The sequence below is a fragment of the Ruegeria sp. ANG-S4 genome, assembly GCF_000814005.1.
Lineage (GTDB): Bacteria > Pseudomonadota > Alphaproteobacteria > Rhodobacterales > Rhodobacteraceae > Ruegeria.
In genome coordinates, this window is sequence record NZ_JWLK01000005.1 from 770,612 (window position 1) to 787,014 (window position 16,403).

The 16,403-nt window shown below is 58.5% G+C and carries 18 protein-coding genes; 17 read left to right on the forward strand and 1 reads right to left on the reverse strand.

Annotated elements, in window-relative coordinates:
* Positions 1-161: 161 nt before the first annotated feature.
* The 10 genes from RA28_RS16705 (at position 162) to RA28_RS16745 (ending at position 8,987) form a co-directional block, all read left to right on the forward strand.
* On the forward strand, positions 162-1,292 hold the full coding sequence (locus RA28_RS16705) for a bifunctional 2-C-methyl-D-erythritol 4-phosphate cytidylyltransferase/2-C-methyl-D-erythritol 2,4-cyclodiphosphate synthase (protein ID WP_039531055.1): 1,131 nt from the start codon (positions 162-164) through the stop codon (positions 1,290-1,292).
* Positions 1,289-1,786 (forward strand): phosphatidylglycerophosphatase A family protein, encoded by a 498-nt coding sequence (locus tag RA28_RS16710; protein WP_039531058.1) that lies wholly within the window; start codon positions 1,289-1,291, stop codon positions 1,784-1,786. Before RA28_RS16705 ends, RA28_RS16710 begins: the two co-directional genes overlap by 4 nt.
* Positions 1,783-2,250 carry a CinA family protein gene (locus RA28_RS16715; RefSeq protein WP_039531061.1) on the forward strand — a complete coding sequence of 156 codons (468 nt, stop codon included), beginning with the start codon at positions 1,783-1,785 and terminating at the stop codon, positions 2,248-2,250. The genes RA28_RS16710 and RA28_RS16715 overlap by 4 nt, the downstream gene beginning before the upstream one ends.
* Positions 2,251-2,339: 89 nt before the next feature.
* On the forward strand, positions 2,340-2,501 hold the full coding sequence (locus RA28_RS22855) for a hypothetical protein (RefSeq protein WP_193747415.1): 162 nt from the start codon (positions 2,340-2,342) through the stop codon (positions 2,499-2,501).
* A 142-nt stretch (positions 2,502-2,643) separates the two neighbouring features.
* Positions 2,644-3,324: an orotate phosphoribosyltransferase gene (locus RA28_RS16720; protein WP_039531064.1), complete on the forward strand. Its 681-nt coding sequence runs from the start codon at positions 2,644-2,646 to the stop codon at positions 3,322-3,324.
* A 225-nt stretch (positions 3,325-3,549) separates the two neighbouring features.
* Complete coding sequence (locus RA28_RS16725; RefSeq protein WP_039531776.1) at positions 3,550-5,040, forward strand: replicative DNA helicase; 1,491 nt, start codon at positions 3,550-3,552, stop codon at positions 5,038-5,040.
* 118 nt (positions 5,041-5,158) lie between these two features.
* Positions 5,159-6,226, forward strand: coding sequence for a Hint domain-containing protein (locus RA28_RS22280; RefSeq protein WP_052261486.1), 1,068 nt, complete (start codon positions 5,159-5,161; stop codon positions 6,224-6,226).
* A gap of 204 nt (positions 6,227-6,430) precedes the next feature.
* Complete coding sequence (gene alr, locus RA28_RS16735; protein WP_039531067.1) at positions 6,431-7,465, forward strand: alanine racemase; 1,035 nt, start codon at positions 6,431-6,433, stop codon at positions 7,463-7,465.
* Positions 7,462-8,244 carry an MlaE family ABC transporter permease gene (locus RA28_RS16740; RefSeq protein ID WP_039531069.1) on the forward strand — a complete coding sequence of 261 codons (783 nt, stop codon included), beginning with the start codon at positions 7,462-7,464 and terminating at the stop codon, positions 8,242-8,244. The genes alr and RA28_RS16740 overlap by 4 nt, the downstream gene beginning before the upstream one ends.
* A complete protein-coding gene (locus RA28_RS16745) occupies positions 8,241-8,987 on the forward strand; it encodes an ABC transporter ATP-binding protein (protein WP_039531072.1) in 747 nt (248 codons plus the stop codon). Before RA28_RS16740 ends, RA28_RS16745 begins: the two co-directional genes overlap by 4 nt.
* On the opposite strand, the gene RA28_RS16750 is transcribed toward RA28_RS16745, so the two are convergent.
* Positions 8,984-9,412, reverse strand: a complete 429-nt coding sequence (locus RA28_RS16750) for an acyl-CoA thioesterase (RefSeq protein WP_082029844.1) — start codon at positions 9,410-9,412, stop codon at positions 8,984-8,986. The two genes, RA28_RS16745 and RA28_RS16750, sit on opposite strands and share 4 nt — an antisense overlap.
* Positions 9,413-9,521: 109 nt before the next feature.
* Between RA28_RS16750 and RA28_RS16755 the strand changes: the two genes are divergently transcribed.
* The 7 genes from RA28_RS16755 (at position 9,522) to RA28_RS16795 (ending at position 16,368) form a co-directional block, all read left to right on the forward strand.
* Positions 9,522-9,974, forward strand: a complete 453-nt coding sequence (locus tag RA28_RS16755; protein WP_039531077.1) for a paraquat-inducible protein A — start codon at positions 9,522-9,524, stop codon at positions 9,972-9,974.
* 152 nt (positions 9,975-10,126) lie between these two features.
* Entirely contained in the window at positions 10,127-10,906 is a 780-nt protein-coding gene (locus tag RA28_RS16760) for a DNA repair protein (RefSeq protein ID WP_039531080.1), read from the forward strand.
* 121 nt (positions 10,907-11,027) lie between these two features.
* Complete coding sequence (gene radA, locus RA28_RS16765; RefSeq protein WP_039531083.1) at positions 11,028-12,389, forward strand: DNA repair protein RadA; 1,362 nt, start codon at positions 11,028-11,030, stop codon at positions 12,387-12,389.
* Positions 12,390-12,429: 40 nt separating this feature from the next.
* Positions 12,430-13,044: a CvpA family protein gene (locus tag RA28_RS16770; RefSeq protein WP_039531087.1), complete on the forward strand. Its 615-nt coding sequence runs from the start codon at positions 12,430-12,432 to the stop codon at positions 13,042-13,044.
* A gap of 607 nt (positions 13,045-13,651) precedes the next feature.
* Entirely contained in the window at positions 13,652-15,175 is a 1,524-nt protein-coding gene (gene purF / locus RA28_RS16780; protein WP_039531093.1) for an amidophosphoribosyltransferase, read from the forward strand.
* Between the two features lie 257 nt (positions 15,176-15,432).
* Positions 15,433-15,681: a hypothetical protein gene (locus RA28_RS16790; RefSeq protein WP_039531100.1), complete on the forward strand. Its 249-nt coding sequence runs from the start codon at positions 15,433-15,435 to the stop codon at positions 15,679-15,681.
* A 42-nt stretch (positions 15,682-15,723) separates the two neighbouring features.
* Positions 15,724-16,368: an SDR family NAD(P)-dependent oxidoreductase gene (locus RA28_RS16795; RefSeq protein ID WP_039531102.1), complete on the forward strand. Its 645-nt coding sequence runs from the start codon at positions 15,724-15,726 to the stop codon at positions 16,366-16,368.
* The last annotated feature ends 35 nt before the right edge of the window (positions 16,369-16,403 follow it).

A 16,403-nucleotide genomic window follows, 5' to 3' on the forward strand; every position in this document is an offset into this window, starting at 1 on the left:
TGGGGTTGTGATAGCGAAATCGAAGCATGTGAACAATAAATCGGCGCACTGCAAGCCCGCAAAATCATCACATGCTTATTTTTTAATCACTTTACTTCGGGTGATTGCCTCTGCATTCACCGCACCCTAAACAAACCCCAAGACCAAGGGATCAGACTCGTATGACCACCGCCGCCATCATTGTCGCAGCCGGACGCGGACAACGCGCGGGCGGGGGCGTTCCAAAACAATGGCGAGAACTGGCCGGTCGGCGCGTTGCGGATTGGACAATTGCTCAGTTCAGCGGGCGTGTGGATCACATCGTTCTGGTGCTGTCAGCTGAAGATGAACACTTCTGGCAGGAATTCAAACAGACCGGTTTTATTCTCGCATTGGGCGGATCAGATCGCGCGTCATCCGTCAAAAATGGCCTGGACGCCTTGGCCGGAATGAATATCGAACATGTACTGATTCATGACGTGGCCCGCCCCTGTGTTGGCGAACGGGTGATCAGCGACGTTCTTACCGCTTTGGAGACGCATGCCGCCGCGGCGCCCGGGCTGGCAATCACGGACGCACTTTGGCGGGGTGATGGCGATATCGTTACCGGCGTTCAGGATCGCAGCGGTCTGTTTGCAGCGCAAACGCCACAGGGATTTCACTATGATCCCATCGTCGAAGCACATGCCGCCCACCCCGGAGGAGCCGCCGACGATGTCGAGGTCGCGCGAGCAGCCGGTCTGGACGTCGCCATTGTACCTGGCGACGCAGATAATCTGAAAATAACCCGCCCCGAGGATTTTGCCCGGGCGGAACAAATCCTGGGACAAACGATGGATGTAAGGCTAGGCAACGGATACGATGTGCACCGTTTCGGAGATGGTGACCATGTTGTTCTGTGTGGTGTTGACGTGCCCCATGATCGCGGGCTTCAAGGGCATTCGGATGCCGATGTCGGAATGCATGCCGTGACCGACGCGATCTATGGCGCATTGGCGCAGGGCGATATTGGACGGCACTTCCCGCCCTCTGACCCGCAGTGGAAAGGCGCGGCCAGCGAGATATTCCTTCGCCACGTCGTCGAACTGGCCGGGCAGATGGGATACCGCATTTCAAACATCGACTGCACACTGGTCTGTGAATTCCCCAAGATCGGGCCACATGCCGACGCCATGCGCGCTGAAATGGCGCGGATCATGGACCTGCGCGTCGATCAGGTCTCGGTCAAGGCGACAACGTCCGAGCGGCTTGGCTTCACCGGCCGCAGCGAAGGCATCGCCGCGCTTGCGACGGCCTGTCTGGTGAAGTCATGATCGCGGCACGCATGGTCGGAACCGTTTGCGGCGTCGGCTATCTGCGCCTTGCCCCCGGCACATGGGGATCGCTGGCCGCGCTGCCGCTGGCTTGGGGTCTGCATACGTTGGGCGGGTTTCCCCTATTGGTGATTGCCACGCTCGCCGCGTTCTTAGGCGGCCTCTGGGCAACGTGTGTCATGACGGCCGGGCAATCCGATCACGATCCCTCGGAAATCGTGATTGACGAGGTCGCGGGCCAGTTCATCGCAATCTGGGCGATTTCCTATCCGTCTTGGGCGCATGGCATTGATATCACGGCCCTTTGGCCCGGTTGGGTCGCGGCGTTTCTGCTGTTTCGCCTGTTCGACATCACCAAGCCCGGCCCCATCGGCTGGGCCGACCGGCGCGGAGACCCGATGGGCGTCATGCTGGATGACGTGATCGCAGGTGTCTTCGCCGCAATCGGCGTGCTAATCCTTGCCGGCATCACACATGGAGTGCTGGGCCTGTGACCGTTACCGACTTGCTGGATCGCGCCAAAGCGCAAGGCGTCATGATTGCCACCGCCGAAAGCTGCACCGGGGGCATGGTCGCCGCCGCGCTGACCGACATTCCCGGCAGTTCCGCGGTGGTGGAACGCGGCTTCGTCACCTACACCAACACCGCCAAGCAAGAGATGCTTGGCGTACGCTCGGACACATTGGCGGCGCACGGTGCCGTCTCGGAAGAAGTCGCACAAGAGATGGCCGAAGGTGCGCTTGGCCATTCAGCTGCCCAACTGGCAGTGTCCGTCACCGGCATCGCAGGGCCCGGCGGGTCGGAATTCAAACCCGAAGGACGCGTTTGCTTTGGCCTTGCCGCCAAAGGCCAGCCAACGCAAACCGAAACCGTCGAATTCGGCGCATTGGGGCGAGATAACGTGCGCAAGGCCGCTCGCGATCACGCCTTGCAGATGCTGATGAACGGTCTTTCGTAATCGACCCCGATCTGGCGCTGAGCGTTCTGTTTCAGCCTGTGCATTCAAAACTCAAACTGCAATGCTTTTTGAGCCTTCGCCGTTTTTATATGGAGCGGACCAACTTTGCGGTTGCCGTCGCGGCAGTTGGCGCGATTGTGTTGGTCGACCCCGTTGCGCCCCGCGCCCCGTTTCGCATAGACAGCGGGTCCCAAACAAACGGGCGCGACCTTTCAGCAGATGAGGAACGCGCCCTGAACTTGAGCGGCTGAGCCCACCTTGGCCAGCTCGACTGCCCGCAAGGGCAAGGCGGACCTCTTGGGGGTCCGCTTTTCTTTTGTCCGGCCCCCTCGACTCTGACATGAGGCTCGGGCTATCAGCCTGCGACACCCGTTCAGCCCAGAGGTTTGCGCCATGATCCCCAGTTCGTACCCCGACAGCACCGAAATCGCCCGCCTGACCGCGCGGATGCTGCTGGAAATCAAGGCCGTCCACTTCAACGCGCGCGAGCCGTTCACGCTGGCCAGCGGTTTGCCCAGCCCAACCTATATCGATTGCCGCAAACTGATCTCCTACCCCCGCATCCGCTCGACCCTGATGGATTTCCTGACCGTCACCGTGATGCGCGACGCCGGGTTCGAGGCCTTCGACAACATTGCCGGAGGGGAAACGGCGGGCATTCCCTTTGCCGCGATGGTGGCGGAACGCATGGCACTGCCGATGACCTATGTGCGTAAAAAGCCCAAAGGCTACGGTCGCAATGCCCGGATCGAAGGCGCGATGGGCGAAGGCGAGCGTGTGCTGTTGGTCGAGGACCTGACCACCGATGGCGGCTCGAAGCTGTCCTTCGTCGATGCGATCCGCGAGACCGGCGCAACCTGCGGGCATACTGCCGTGATCTTTTACTATGGCATCTTCCCCGAAACCGAGAAGACGCTGGGCGATCATGGGGTGAAATTACACGCGCTCTGCACCTGGTGGGATGTGCTGGCCGAAGCCAAGGCGCAGAAAGCCTTTGATCAAGAAACACTTGACGGTGTCGAAGCCTTCCTGAATGACCCGCGCGGCTGGCAGGAAGCGAAAAAATCCACGTAAACCGGCTGTGAGCGTTTTGGGGATAAAGCAAGTAGAATCGGCGACACAGCAACAATATGTGGTGACATTCGACTTGTTTCCTACATAATGCAGGATACCGGATTCAGCATTCAGGCTATCGCTGAACTTATCCCAAGGCTTTATCCCGAGTTAGCCACAGGTATTTCCAGATAGCCGACACGCCCTGTCAGCGTGTAGAACCTCCGAACGGGCAGCGGGGACATGATGAACGAGATCAGCAGTATCGAGCAGGCGGCGGCGCAGATTCAGAACGCCGAAACCATGCCGCATTCAATCGAGGCCGAACAGCAGCTTCTGGGCGCGATCCTGACCAACAACGATCTCTATGATCGGGTCGCCTCGATCATCGGGGCCGAGCATTTCTATGACCCGGTCCACGCCCGGATTTACGAGGTGGCGGCTGCGCGCATCGCCAAGAATGCGCTGGCCTCGCCCGTGACCCTGAAATCCTTCATGGCCGAGGATGAGGGTCTCAAGGAACTGGGTGGTCCGGCCTATCTGGTCAAACTCGCTGGCGCGTCGATCAGCGCCTTTGCGGTGCATGATTACGCCCAGATGATCTACGACCTCGCCATCCGGCGCGAGTTGATCCGGCTGGGCCGCGATATCTCGGACAAGGCGGCGCGGGTCGAAGTGTCGAGCGAGCCCAAAGAACAAATCGTCGAGGCCGAGCAACAGCTTTATCAGCTATCCGAGCAGGGCCAGACCGAACAAGGATTTCAATCCTTCCTCAAGGCGGTCACAGAAGCCGTTAATGTCACCAACGAAGCCTACCAGCGTGGTGGCGGCATGGCGGGGATATCCACCGGTCTGGCCGATCTCGACAAACAACTGGGGGGACTGCACCCCTCGGACCTGATCATTCTGGCCGGTCGTCCGTCGATGGGGAAAACCTCGCTGGCGACCAACGTGGCATTCAACGTGGCCAAGGCCTACAAACGCGGCACCAAGCCGGACGGCTCCGAAGGCGCGATTGACGGCGGAGTGGTCGGGTTTTTCTCGCTCGAGATGAGCGCCGAGCAGTTGGCGGGCCGGGTTCTGGCCGAAGCCTCTGAAATCTCAAGTCATAAAATCCGTCAGGGCGACATGACCGAGGCCGAGTTCCGCCGCTTCGTGGACGCCGCCAAGGAACTGGAAGCCTGCCCGCTTTTCATAGACGACACCCCCGCTCTCCCGATCTCTCAGCTTGCCGCGCGTGCGCGGCGGCTGAAGAGAACGCACGGGCTGGACTTGTTGGTCATCGACTATTTGCAGCTGTGCCGGGGCATGTCCGACAATCGCGTCAACGAAATCGCCGAGATTTCGATGGGCATGAAGGCCATCGCCAAGGAACTCAACATCCCGGTCATCGCGCTGTCCCAGCTGTCCCGTCAGGTCGAAAACCGCGACGACAAGCGCCCGCAGCTGTCTGACCTGCGGGAATCAGGCTCGATCGAACAGGATGCCGACGTGGTGATGTTCGTGTTCCGCGAGGAATACTACAAGGAACGCGAAAAACCCGGCGATCACGAGCTGGAAAAGATGGAAGAGTGGAAGCAGGCGATGGAGCACCTGCACGGCAAGGCCGAGATCATCGTCGGCAAGCAGCGCCACGGCCCAATTGGCACGGTCGAGCTGTCGTTCGAGGCTCAATTCACCCGCTTTGGCAATCTGGTCAAACCCTGGCAACAGGGCGGCGAGATCGAAGGATACTGATCACTCGCAAGCCAAAACAAAATAAGCCTCTCATTTTATTGGTGATTAACGGCCCATGTGATAGGCTGCCGACAAGAAAGCGGCGCAGACCGCTCGGTTTTGTCGAGGCCAAAAGCACGTGCCAGCCATAATTTCGGAGATCAGGTATCGCAATGGTCCGGGTTTTGATCCGGACGATGATTATATCGAGATCAGGGTGCCAACCGGCACGGACGTGAGCGACCTGTCCGTCGACGTCTACAATCAGAATGGCACGTTGCGCAGCTCAACTGATGTCGGCGATGGTCCGATGACTACGGTTGGCGGGTTCGACTATTATGTGGTGAGCGCGCGCATCAACCGGTTCGGGGCGGTTTCCCTATCGGATGAAGACGGCGTTCTTAGCTTCGTGTCGTTCGACGCTGAGGTCACCGCGACCGAAGGTCCGGCGGATGGCCTGACCTCGACCCAGGTCGGCACCAACGGAAACGATTCCACGTCTTCGCTCAGTTCCAATGATGGGATCAACTTCTTCGTTGACCCGAACCCAAGCCCGGGTGCGCCTTGCTTTGCATCCGGCACGCGTATCCTGACCGATAAGGGAGAAGTTCCGGTCGAGGACTTGAAGCCCGGCGATATCGTGGTTGGCATTGGCGACGCGCACCATGTTCTCAGGTTGCGTCTGACACGAACGGTAAGGCATTCCGAACTGATGCGCGTGCCAGAACTACGCCCGGTGCGAATTGTCGCGGGCGCCGTTGGGCAGGGTCTGCCCCGCCGGGACTTGCTGGTATCCCGGCAGCATCGAATGCAGACCGACTCACCCATCGCTGCCCGAATGTTCGGGACGCCGAATGTATTGATCTCGGCCATTCGGTTGACCGAGTTACCCGGGATATACATCGACGATGAAATCACGCAGGTCACGTATCATCACCTGATCTTTGATCAACACGTAATCCTTCAGGCGGAAGGCGCGCCGAGTGAAAGTCTTTTCACCGGTCCCCAAGCGCTTGCATCAATACCGGACGAGGCCAGGCAAGAGTTGGCGTTGCTGTTTCCCGACATTGTCGACGAGGCCGCCACTGATCCAGCTTGTTACATTCCTGACGGTCGCCGACAGAAAAAACTGATTGCGCGTCATGCCAGTAACCAAAAACCACTATTGGGGTCGCCCCGAACACTGCCGGATCGGCCAACCCTTTGACATTGGGCAACGATAACGGCCGCAGTCCGATTTTGACCCCTTGCGAAGCACAATCCTTTGTCGAAGCCCTGCCAGGCTTTGTACTGGTGAAAAGTCGCTTTCGGCTTGGCTGTTTTGCCACAAACCGGCGAATACGTTTTCAATCGCCCAAGGATTCAATGCGTTCCCTCTTGACCTCAGTCATTGCAGTGTCATGAACAGGCCATGAGTACCGCACATCTGACAATCAATCTGCATGCCCTTGCACAAAACTGGCGTGCTTTGGATGCAAAGACAAAAGTTGAGACCGGTGCCGTGGTCAAAGCGGACGGGTATGGCTTGGGCGCTGGTCCGGTATCGTCCGCGTTGGCAGAAGAAGGTGTCCGGAAGTTCTTTGTCGCCGTTGCCGAAGAAGGCGCTGCGGTGCGCGAGGCGGTCGGACCCGAGCCTATGGTGGCGGTCTTCTCGGGCCATATGGAAGGCGACACCGATCTGCTGCGCGATCACGATCTGACGCCCCTTATCAACTCTCCTCAGCAGTACAAACGCCATATGGAAGCCCTGCCCGACCATTCCTTCGGAATTCAGCTGGACAGCGGTATGAACCGGCTTGGGCTTGAAGCGGCGGATTGGGCGGCGCTCCGGTCCGAGGCGTTGGCCCTGAACCCGGTTGTCGTGATGTCGCATCTGGCCTGCGCGGATGATCCGGATCACTCAATGAACCAGCAGCAATTGCAACGCTTCCGGGAAATGACCGATGGCGTTCAGGTTCCCAGATCGCTTGCGGCGACGGGCGGAACGATGCTGGGGCCCGAATTTCATTTCGAATTCTGTCGCCCGGGCATCGGCCTTTATGGAGGCATGCCTTTCGCCGGAGCCAAACCGGTTGTCACGGTCGATCTGCCCGTGGTGCAGGTTCGCGAGGTGGCCGTCGGCGAAACGGTGGGTTATGGCAACACCTGGACCGCGCGCCGCCCGTCGCGGATTGCAACCGTTGCGGCGGGGTATGCCGATGGGCTGCATCGTGCCATTGGCGGTGGGATCGATACCTTTGCTGGTGATCAGCCCTGCCCGGTGGTAGGACGTATCTCGATGGACCTGATCACCGTGGATGTTACTGATTTGCCCTACGACCCAGACCGCCTGCGCATTCTGAACGGACACCAGACTGTCGACGACCTGGCCGAAGCCGCAGGAACCATCGGTTATGAAATCCTGACGTCGATGGGCAGCCGATATTCCCGAGGTTACGTGGAATGAACCCTGTCGCGCTGCTCGGCGGGTTGGGACGGGCTATTCTGGACACACTGGCTATTTTTGGCCGCGTTGCGATGTTTGCGGTGGACGCCATCTCTCACATTTTTCGCCCGCCGTTCTATCCGCGTGAGTTTGCCATTGCGCTGTTGAATATCGGCTGGCTGTCCCTGCCGGTTGTGGGTCTGACGGCCATCTTCACCGGCGGCGCACTGGCGCTTCAGATCTATGCAGGTGGTGCGCGTTTCAATGCCGAAGCCGTGGTGCCTCAAATCGTTGCCATCGGTATGGTGCGCGAGCTTGGGCCGGTTCTGGTCGGCCTGATGATCGCCGCGCGCGTCACGTCGTCCATTGCCGCCGAAATCGCAACGATGAAGGTGACTGAACAGATCGATGCGCTGGTAACGCTGTCAACGCATCCGATGAAGTACCTGACGGCCCCCCGCGTTCTGGCTGCCTTGATCACCGTTCCGGCGCTGGTCGGCGTCGGGGACGTGATCGGCATCGCGGGTGGTTACACCGTGGCCACCCAAAACCTGGGCTTCAACCCCGCGACATACCTGATGAACACCGTGAATTTTCTCGAGACCCGGGACATCGTCTCATCCTTGGTCAAGGGCGCGGCCTTTGGTCTGATCGCGGCTATCATGGGCTGCTACTACGGAATGAACTCGGGCCGCGGCGCGCAGGGCGTCGGTCGGGCCACCAAATCATCGGTTGAATCTGCCGCGATCCTGATCCTCGCCGCCAACTTCGTCCTGACAGGGGTGTTCTTCTCGCTATGATCCGGTTGGAGAACGTACATAAGGCCTTTGGCGACAATCATGTGCTGCAAGGCATGAACCTTGAAATTGCCAAGGGCACCTCGATGGTCATTATCGGCGGGTCCGGTACCGGCAAGTCGGTGGCTTTGAAATGCATCCTTGGCCTGATCAAACCCGACAGCGGCATGATTTACGTGGATGGCAAAGACGCCACCAAAGGCGACCGCGACGCCTTTCTCGCCCGGTTCGGAATGCTGTTTCAGGGGGCTGCGCTGTTTGACTCGCTGCCCGTCTGGCAAAACGTGTCGTTCCGCCTGCTGCGCGGCCCGTTGAAGCGCCCCGCCGATTATGCCCGCGAGATCGCGATCGAAAAGCTGCGCCGAGTCGGGTTGAAATCCGATGTCGCAGACCGGTTTCCTTCCGAGTTGTCGGGTGGCATGCAAAAACGCGTGGGTCTGGCCCGCGCCATCGCCGCCGAGCCTGAGATCATCTTTTTCGACGAGCCCACGACGGGGTTGGACCCGATCATGTCCGGCGTCATCAACGACCTGATCCGCGAGATCGTGACCGAGATGGGCGCAACGGCGATGACTATCACCCACGACATGAGCTCGGTCCGAGCAATCGCCGACAACGTGGCGATGCTGCATGATGGGGTAATCCAGTGGACTGGCCCGGTTGGGCAGATGGACACCGCGGGCGACCCGTATCTCGAGCAGTTCATCAGCGGAAGCGCTGACGGGCCGATTGAGGCGGTGCGCTAGGGCAGTTCGCTCGCCAACCAATGTTTAGCGCGTGTCACGACTTCACTTGGAAGCGCCTCTGCTTTTCGAGTTTCCAGATTCAGCAGGACGCATTTGAAAACGGTGGAGAAGGCAATTTTTCTGTCAGAGGTGCGCAGTAAATTGTGGCGGAATGTTATGGATTTCCCGCCTAGTTCGAGTACTTCACTTTCCATTTGGATGGCGTCCCCTGCACGCAGCTCTGCAAGAAAATTACTTTCCGCATGGACCACCGCGAACGAAAGTCTTCGGCCAGAACGCATGTCTTCTGCGGTCAAGCCCATCTCAGATTGGAGGGCAAACACTGAGTTAGAGCAAGCCGCAAAGTACCGGGAGACATTCATATGCCCTAAAAAATCACAATCCGAAGGATCAACAATTGACTTGTAAGCCACAAAAGCTGTCATCGGAAATCACCCCAACTAGTATAAGCGAGTTTGAATACTTGCGCTAAGTTAACGCATAACAGAAAAGAACCGACCGACAGACGGTAGAACACTTGTGACAGCAGTTCAAATGACCCTCCGCCTCGCCACGCTCTCCCTCTTGATACTCTACCCCATCGCGTGGTTCGCGCCGCTGATGCGCGCGGGTCTGCTGCCGATCTTCGGGCTGTCAGAGATCAGCGTCATCACCGGGCTTCAGTCCCTCTGGCGCTCCGACATCTTCCTCGCGCTGGTGGTCACCGTCTTCGCGCTGTTCGCGCCCTACATCAAAACCATCGGCACCGCGCTGGTTCAGTGGAACATGCTGGACCCCCGCGTTCAGCCTGCGCTCAACATCATGGGCAAACTGGCGATGGCAGATATTTTCCTGATCGCGCTCTACATCACGTTGGCCAAGGGCATCTCGTACGCCACCATCGAAACCGCATGGGGGCTGTATCTGTTTACGGCCTGCATTCTGGCCTCAATCGCGCTGGGATACATTACGGAAATGAAATCCAGTTCACGAAATTCTCAGCCCTAATTGATTGAAAACATTAATCTGAGTATCATCTTAGAACTTCGAGCAGGAAAGTTTTTGTAACTTAAGGGTCCTTGGCGGATCACCTTGACTGTTTGATGTGTCCCTCCGCTTTGGCCCGATTTGTATCGGTTTTAAAAGGAGGATGCATATTAATGTCGACCTTCCATACTATTACATTGCAATTTCAGAATGCCTTTATTCGATTGACTTTTTTCCTGATCTGCCTTGCCGCGTTTCTGGCCGTTTCCGCGACCATGCTGTCTGCGTTGGGCATTCTGCCCTGGCTGTCCATGCAAGCCAGCTTTGGCGCCGACCCAATTGACGCAGGTGCCTATATTCAGATCGGGCTCACCTGCCTGATTCTCATGCTGGCATTCTACCTTCCTGCAAATGCCCGAATGATGGCATTGGAAAACAACCATCGAAAATTCGCGCTGAACATGCACGACATTGTTGACGCCTACCAAGTCGCCCATGCGGCGGACCGCAGCGGTGCATTTTCGCTGGGTTCAGAGTTCGACGCGGTGAAGGAAAGAATGGCGTTTCTGCGGGATCACCCCGATCTGCAGGCACTTGAGCCGCAGATATTGGAGCTCGCGGCCCAAATGAGCCACGTCAGTCAGGAACTTGCTGATACCTATGGTGACGCGAAAGTGGCGCGTGCCCGCACCTTCCTGCAGCAACGGCAGGAGGAGATCGAGCAATTCCAGCATCGGATCGAAGATGCGCAGACCATCCAGCATGAGCTGCGCCAATGGACTCATGATATCGAAATCGAAGAATCCATCGCCAAATCCCAACTCAGGCGTCTGCGCGACGAGCTGTTCGAGTTGCTGCCGGAACTGTCTGCGCAGTTGCAAACGCCGCCTGACGATCACGGATCCGGCGCGTCGAGTGTGATTGCCATGTCCCCACCACGTGCGGCGGAATAGGCGCAGACGCGCCTGCGGGGGACGATGGCCTACAGGGCCTGAGGACACCGCGCCCCGCCGGCGGGGATGAAACGACCGCAAGGGCTTGAAGAACCGTTCATCCTCGGGCACGAATTGCGCCATGGCAAAGACGACTTTCTCTTGCTCGGCTTGCGGCGCGTCCCATTCGCGCTGGTCCGGGCGCTGCGACGCATGTGGCGAATGGAACACCATTGCGCAGGACGCGCCCTTATCGGCTGGCCCGGCGAAAAAATCCCTCGGTGGCAAGCGCGGCCAGTCCATTTTACTCACGGACCTGTCGACCGAGGAAACACCGCCGCCCCGCACGCTCTGCGGCGTTGACGAATTGGATCGGGTTCTGGGCGGTGGCCTTGTTCCCGCATCCGCCCTTTTGGTTGGCGGTGATCCGGGAATTGGCAAGTCGACCCTGCTGTTGCAAGCTGCAGCCCGTTTCGCGCGTGAAGGGGTCAAAACCATTTATGTGTCAGGCGAAGAAGCCAGCGCCCAGGTTCGCATGCGCGCTCGTCGCCTGGGGTTGGAAGACGCCCCCGTTCAACTGGCGGCAGAAACGAACCTGCGTGACATCCTTACCACATTGGAAGCCGAAAAGCCCGGGCTTGCGATCATCGACTCGATCCAAACCATGTGGGCGGACAACGTGGACAGCGCACCCGGCTCGGTTTCGCAGGTTCGCGCCGCAGCGCATGAATTGACCACGTTTGCCAAACGGCACGGCGTGTCGATCGTTATGGTCGGCCATGTCACCAAGGAAGGCCAGATCGCCGGGCCACGTGTGGTCGAGCACATGGTCGATACCGTGCTTTACTTCGAAGGGGAACGCGGCCACCAGTTCCGCATCCTGCGCGCCGTCAAGAACCGCTTTGGTCCAGCCGATGAGATCGGTGTCTTCGAGATGACCGGCAAGGGACTGGCCCAAGTCACCAACCCTTCGGCGCTGTTTCTGTCCGAGCGCGGCAAGCCCAGCCCCGGTTCCGCAGTGTTTGCGGGTATTGAGGGGACGCGTCCGGTGTTGGTCGAACTGCAGGCCCTTGTCGCTCCCTCGCCTCATTCACAGCCCAGACGTACTGTGGTTGGATGGGACAGCGGTCGGCTTGCCATGATCCTTGCCGTACTAGAAGCACGTTGCGGCATCCCGTTTGCTGGCCTTGACGTGTATCTGAACGTCGCCGGAGGGCTGAAAGTCAGCGAACCCGCAGCCGACCTTGCGGTTGCCGCTGCACTGCTGAGCGCCCGCGAGGATACCGCCCTGCCCGCCGATACCGTGGTTTTCGGAGAAATCTCGTTATCCGGGGCACTTAGACCGGCCCCGCAGACAGAAAACAGGTTGAAAGAAGCGCAAAAACTTGGTTTCACAGCGGCAATTGCTCCGGCGGGTGGCAAAACCGGCACTGTGGCAGGTCTGACACTCACCCGACCCTCTGATCTGGTGGGGTTTGTTGGCGAAACCTTCGGAGCAGGTTAGAGTTGCGCCTTGAGAGGCAGAAAAAGAACAGGCGAGGACCATGGAAGGTTTTACAATAATTGACGGGGTGGTCGCCCTGATCATCGTGGTGTCGGGCATCCTTGCTTACTCGCGCGGCTTCCTGCGCGAAGTTCTCGCCATTGCCGGCTGGGTCGCCGCGGCGGTTCTGGCCTTCATTTTTGCGCCGCAGGTCGTACCGCTGGTCAAGGAAATACCAGTCGTGGGAGATTTCCTGCGCGACAGTTGCGAGCTTTCGGTGATCACCGGTTTTGCCGCTGTATTTGCGGTCGCTCTGATTGTGGTCAGTATCTTCACACCGCTCTTTTCGTCGCTGGTTCAGCGATCGGCCCTGGGCGGACTGGATCAGGCGCTTGGGTTCTTCTTCGGAATCGCGCGGGGCATCCTTTTGGTCGCTATCGCTTTCTTTGTATACGACACCGTGATGACCGGACAGTCTTACACGATTGTGGATGAAAGCCGCTCGGCCAAAGTCTTTGAGCAGTTCAGCGACCGGATCGAAGAGCAGAACCCCGAACAGGCGCTTGGCTGGATCACTGCACAGTATGAAGAACTTGTTGCAAGCTGCACGGCAGACAGTGCCATCCAGGCGGAAACGCCTCAGGAGGAAACCACTGACGGCACTGCGAGCGAGTAGCTAAGACATCAAGTTACCCAATACGGAAAAGCCCGGTTTGAACCGGGCTTTTTTATTGCTCAGATAAAACCCTCGCCGCCGCACACGGGACATCGGATTGTTTTCAGGCCGAAACATCCATCGCAGCGGGACATAATCGGCTTGCCGTGCACGTCCCGACCTTTGATTACTTCGCCGGCGCCCTTGCAGATTTCACAGGGCGCACGCCCCATTCCCCTGCATCTGTGGCACCGTCGTTTTACCGGTTCTTCTTTTTTTCCGCCCGGCTTGTTTTGCCACATTTGATGCTCTCCACACCGATTTCGGTCAAAGTTGCGCGGCGTTCGCGGGGCCATGACAGCACATGCTGTGCACTTTGTCACCTGCGCCGACCCATTGTTGCAAAGATCGCAACGCACCTGCGGCAAAAGGTAAATGTGATCCTTTGATGACAAGGGCCGCGTAAGGCATTATGTGGGTGCCGAAACAGCCACGGAATCGGAGCGTTCAGCCTTGCCCGTACCCAATGATGTCAATTGCGAAAGCCCAAGCGACACATGGCAAGCACGCCCTTCCCGACCGCTGAATCGTCTCAGAGCAAAATCGTCGTAGAAATTGGAGCCCGTACATGTGTGGGATTTTGGGGATCGCAAGCAGGACGCATGATGTGTTTGCGGAAATCTATGACGGGTTGCTGATGTTGCAGCACCGCGGGCAGGACGCCTCGGGGATTGTTACCAACAACGGGGAATTCTTTCGCGAGAAGAAGGCCAACGGACTGGTCAAGGACGTGTTCAACACCAACGATGCCGAGACCCTGTTGGGCAAAATCGGCATGGGCCACGTGCGCTATCCAACCGCTGGTTCGCTCAGCGCGGCAGAAGCGCAACCATTTTTTGTGAACGCCCCCTACGGCATCTATCTGGTTCATAACGGCAACATCACGAACACTGCCGAGCAGCGCGAAAAGGTGACGGGGAAATACAGCCGCCACCTGAGGACCACTTCGGATTCCGAGATTTTGCTGAACGTTCTGGCCGACAAGGTGGCCGACGCAATCAAGGTCAATGGCAACGCCGATCCGATCCGCAACATCTTTGCTGGTGTGAAGATGACGATGGAGCGTGTTCAGGGCGCCTATTCCGTCATCTGTCTGATTGCGGGTGTTGGTATGCTGGCCTTCCGCGACCCGTTCGGCATCCGCCCCCTTTCCGTCGCAAAGCGCGACGTGGACGGACCGGGCGATGACTATGCGTTTGCCTCAGAAGACGTGGCTTTTGGCATCAATGGCTTCGAAAAACTGCGCGACCTGCGACCGGGCGAGGCGATCCTGATTGATCTGGATGGCAATATGCACGAGTTCCAGGCGGTCGAGGGTGAGCTGACGCCTTGTATTTTCGAATACGTCTATCTGGCACGCCCGGATTCTCTGCTGGACGGGGTGTCCGTTTACAAAACCCAGATGCGCATGGGGCAAACGTTGGCCCGGCAAATTCAGGACTCGGGTCTGGATATTGACCGGATTATTCCCGTTCCGGACAGCGCCCGACCTGTTGCGCTTGAGGCTGCCAAGATCACTGGAATCCCCTATCGCGAAGGTCTGGTGAAGAACCGTTATGTCGGGCGGACATTCATCATGCCGGGTCAGGAAGAGCGGCAGAAATCCGTTCGACGCAAACTGAACGCGGTGCCGCTGGAATTTGAAGGGCACAACGTTCTGTTGATCGACGACTCCATCGTTCGGGGAAACACGATCAAAAAGATCGTCCAGATGTGCCGCGAGGCTGGTGCCAAAAAGGTCTACGTGGCCAGCGCCTCGCCACCGGTCAAGTATCCCAACGTCTACGGCATCGACATGCCGACCAAGCACGAGTTGATCGCCAACGGTAAAGACATTGAAGAAATTCGGGCTGAACTGGGCGCGGATGCGCTGTTTTATCAGCACTTGGACGACCTGATCTGGGCGGCGCAGGAGGGCAACCCGGATATCAAGGCGTTTGATTGCTCGTGCTTTGATGGCAACTACATCACCGGCAGCGTCAGCGACAATTACCTGGACAGTCTGGAGAACAGCAGCCGGGTCAGCAAAAAGCGGAAAGACATGCAGGTGGTCGGTGGATCGTGGAACGCCGCCAAATTGGCGTCAGGCTAGGGTCAAGTACCGAATCACCTGCAAATTATGCCAAACGACCATCGATAGTTGACGTTCGGGAAGCCGGAGAAGGTGGAAAATTTCCGCCGACCCGTCAAAGCTGAACCTGTCGTGATTGCAAGGACTTCGGTCAGACCCGTGCGACCACCAATGCGAAGCACGGGCCGAAGGCTTTTATTCACCTGCTTCGTTTGATAGCGCGCCGGCTGAACTCCACTCACGAACAAGGGGTCCGAGCGCCGCTCGGACCGCATTACATGTCAAACATCACCGTCAAAAGCGCGGCCACACAGAAGGGCGCGCTGAAGAAGAATTCTGTCTCGGTCCTGGGTGTCTTTGGACCCAAGTCCAATATGCGTGCGCTGATGCGCCTGTCGTCGGGCCGCGTGAAAGAGGTAAAACCTGGAAGTCGGGTTGCATCCGGCAAGGTTGTGGCCGTTGATGAACACGGCGTGATGCTGCAGCAAAGCGGCAAGGCAAGACGGATTGCCATTCCCGGAGGCTGATCCGGGCTTGACGCCCTGCCCCCAGCCGTTCAAACCGCGCCCATGACCGATCAGACCAAAATCGCCCTCATCACCGGCGCGTCTCGGGGCCTGGGTGCCGCCCTGGCCGAGGCGCTGTCGCCCGAGTATCACATCGTCGCCGTTGCCCGAACCACCGGCGGGTTGGAAGAGCTGGATGACCGAATTCAGGCCAAGGGCGGCTCTGCCACGTTGGCGCCCATGGACATTACCGACCCCGATGCAATGGCAACCTTGTGTCGCGGCATCCACGACCGCTGGGGCAAGGTGGATCTGTGGCTCCATACAGCAATCCATGCATCTGCGCTGACACCTGTCCATTTCGCAGATCCGAAGGAGTGGACCAAGGCCCTGAACACCAACGCCACAGCAACCTCTGTTTTGATTCCGTACGTAAGCCCACTGCTGGGCGAAGATGGTAACGCGGTGTTTTTTGACGACCCGAAGGCTGGTGAAAAATTCTATGGCATCTATGGCGCGACCAAAGCTGCGCAAATGGCAATGGCGCGCAGTTGGGCCGCGGAAACAGCGCGAACCGGCCCGCGCGTTACGATAATCGAACCTGCGCCGATGCCGACTGCGGTCCGTGCGCGGTTCCATCCGGGTGAGGACCGCGATCCATTGACATCTACTGCGGATGAAGCGGCACGCATTGTCGCGTTGCTTTAGGAATGGCCCTTTGGGCCATGCCTCCGGCGGGGATA

What these genes read in the sequence shown, in the direction of transcription:
- RA28_RS16705 (WP_039531055.1), top strand. Translation starts at nt 162, where the DNA reads ATGACCACCGCCGCCATCATTGTCGCAGCCGGACGCGGACAACGCGCG.
- RA28_RS16710 (WP_039531058.1), top strand. Translation starts at nt 1,289, where the DNA reads ATGATCGCGGCACGCATGGTCGGAACCGTTTGCGGCGTCGGCTATCTG.
- RA28_RS22855 (WP_193747415.1), top strand. Translation starts at nt 2,340, where the DNA reads ATGGAGCGGACCAACTTTGCGGTTGCCGTCGCGGCAGTTGGCGCGATT.
- RA28_RS16720 (WP_039531064.1), top strand. Translation starts at nt 2,644, where the DNA reads ATGATCCCCAGTTCGTACCCCGACAGCACCGAAATCGCCCGCCTGACC.
- RA28_RS16725 (WP_039531776.1), top strand. Translation starts at nt 3,550, where the DNA reads ATGAACGAGATCAGCAGTATCGAGCAGGCGGCGGCGCAGATTCAGAAC.
- alr (WP_039531067.1), top strand. Translation starts at nt 6,431, where the DNA reads ATGAGTACCGCACATCTGACAATCAATCTGCATGCCCTTGCACAAAAC.
- RA28_RS16740 (WP_039531069.1), top strand. Translation starts at nt 7,462, where the DNA reads ATGAACCCTGTCGCGCTGCTCGGCGGGTTGGGACGGGCTATTCTGGAC.
- RA28_RS16745 (WP_039531072.1), top strand. Translation starts at nt 8,241, where the DNA reads ATGATCCGGTTGGAGAACGTACATAAGGCCTTTGGCGACAATCATGTG.
- RA28_RS16750 (WP_082029844.1), bottom strand. Translation starts at nt 9,412, where the DNA reads ATGACAGCTTTTGTGGCTTACAAGTCAATTGTTGATCCTTCGGATTGT.
- RA28_RS16755 (WP_039531077.1), top strand. Translation starts at nt 9,522, where the DNA reads ATGACCCTCCGCCTCGCCACGCTCTCCCTCTTGATACTCTACCCCATC.
- RA28_RS16760 (WP_039531080.1), top strand. Translation starts at nt 10,127, where the DNA reads ATGTCGACCTTCCATACTATTACATTGCAATTTCAGAATGCCTTTATT.
- radA (WP_039531083.1), top strand. Translation starts at nt 11,028, where the DNA reads ATGGCAAAGACGACTTTCTCTTGCTCGGCTTGCGGCGCGTCCCATTCG.
- RA28_RS16770 (WP_039531087.1), top strand. Translation starts at nt 12,430, where the DNA reads ATGGAAGGTTTTACAATAATTGACGGGGTGGTCGCCCTGATCATCGTG.
- purF (WP_039531093.1), top strand. Translation starts at nt 13,652, where the DNA reads ATGTGTGGGATTTTGGGGATCGCAAGCAGGACGCATGATGTGTTTGCG.
- RA28_RS16790 (WP_039531100.1), top strand. Translation starts at nt 15,433, where the DNA reads ATGTCAAACATCACCGTCAAAAGCGCGGCCACACAGAAGGGCGCGCTG.
- RA28_RS16795 (WP_039531102.1), top strand. Translation starts at nt 15,724, where the DNA reads ATGACCGATCAGACCAAAATCGCCCTCATCACCGGCGCGTCTCGGGGC.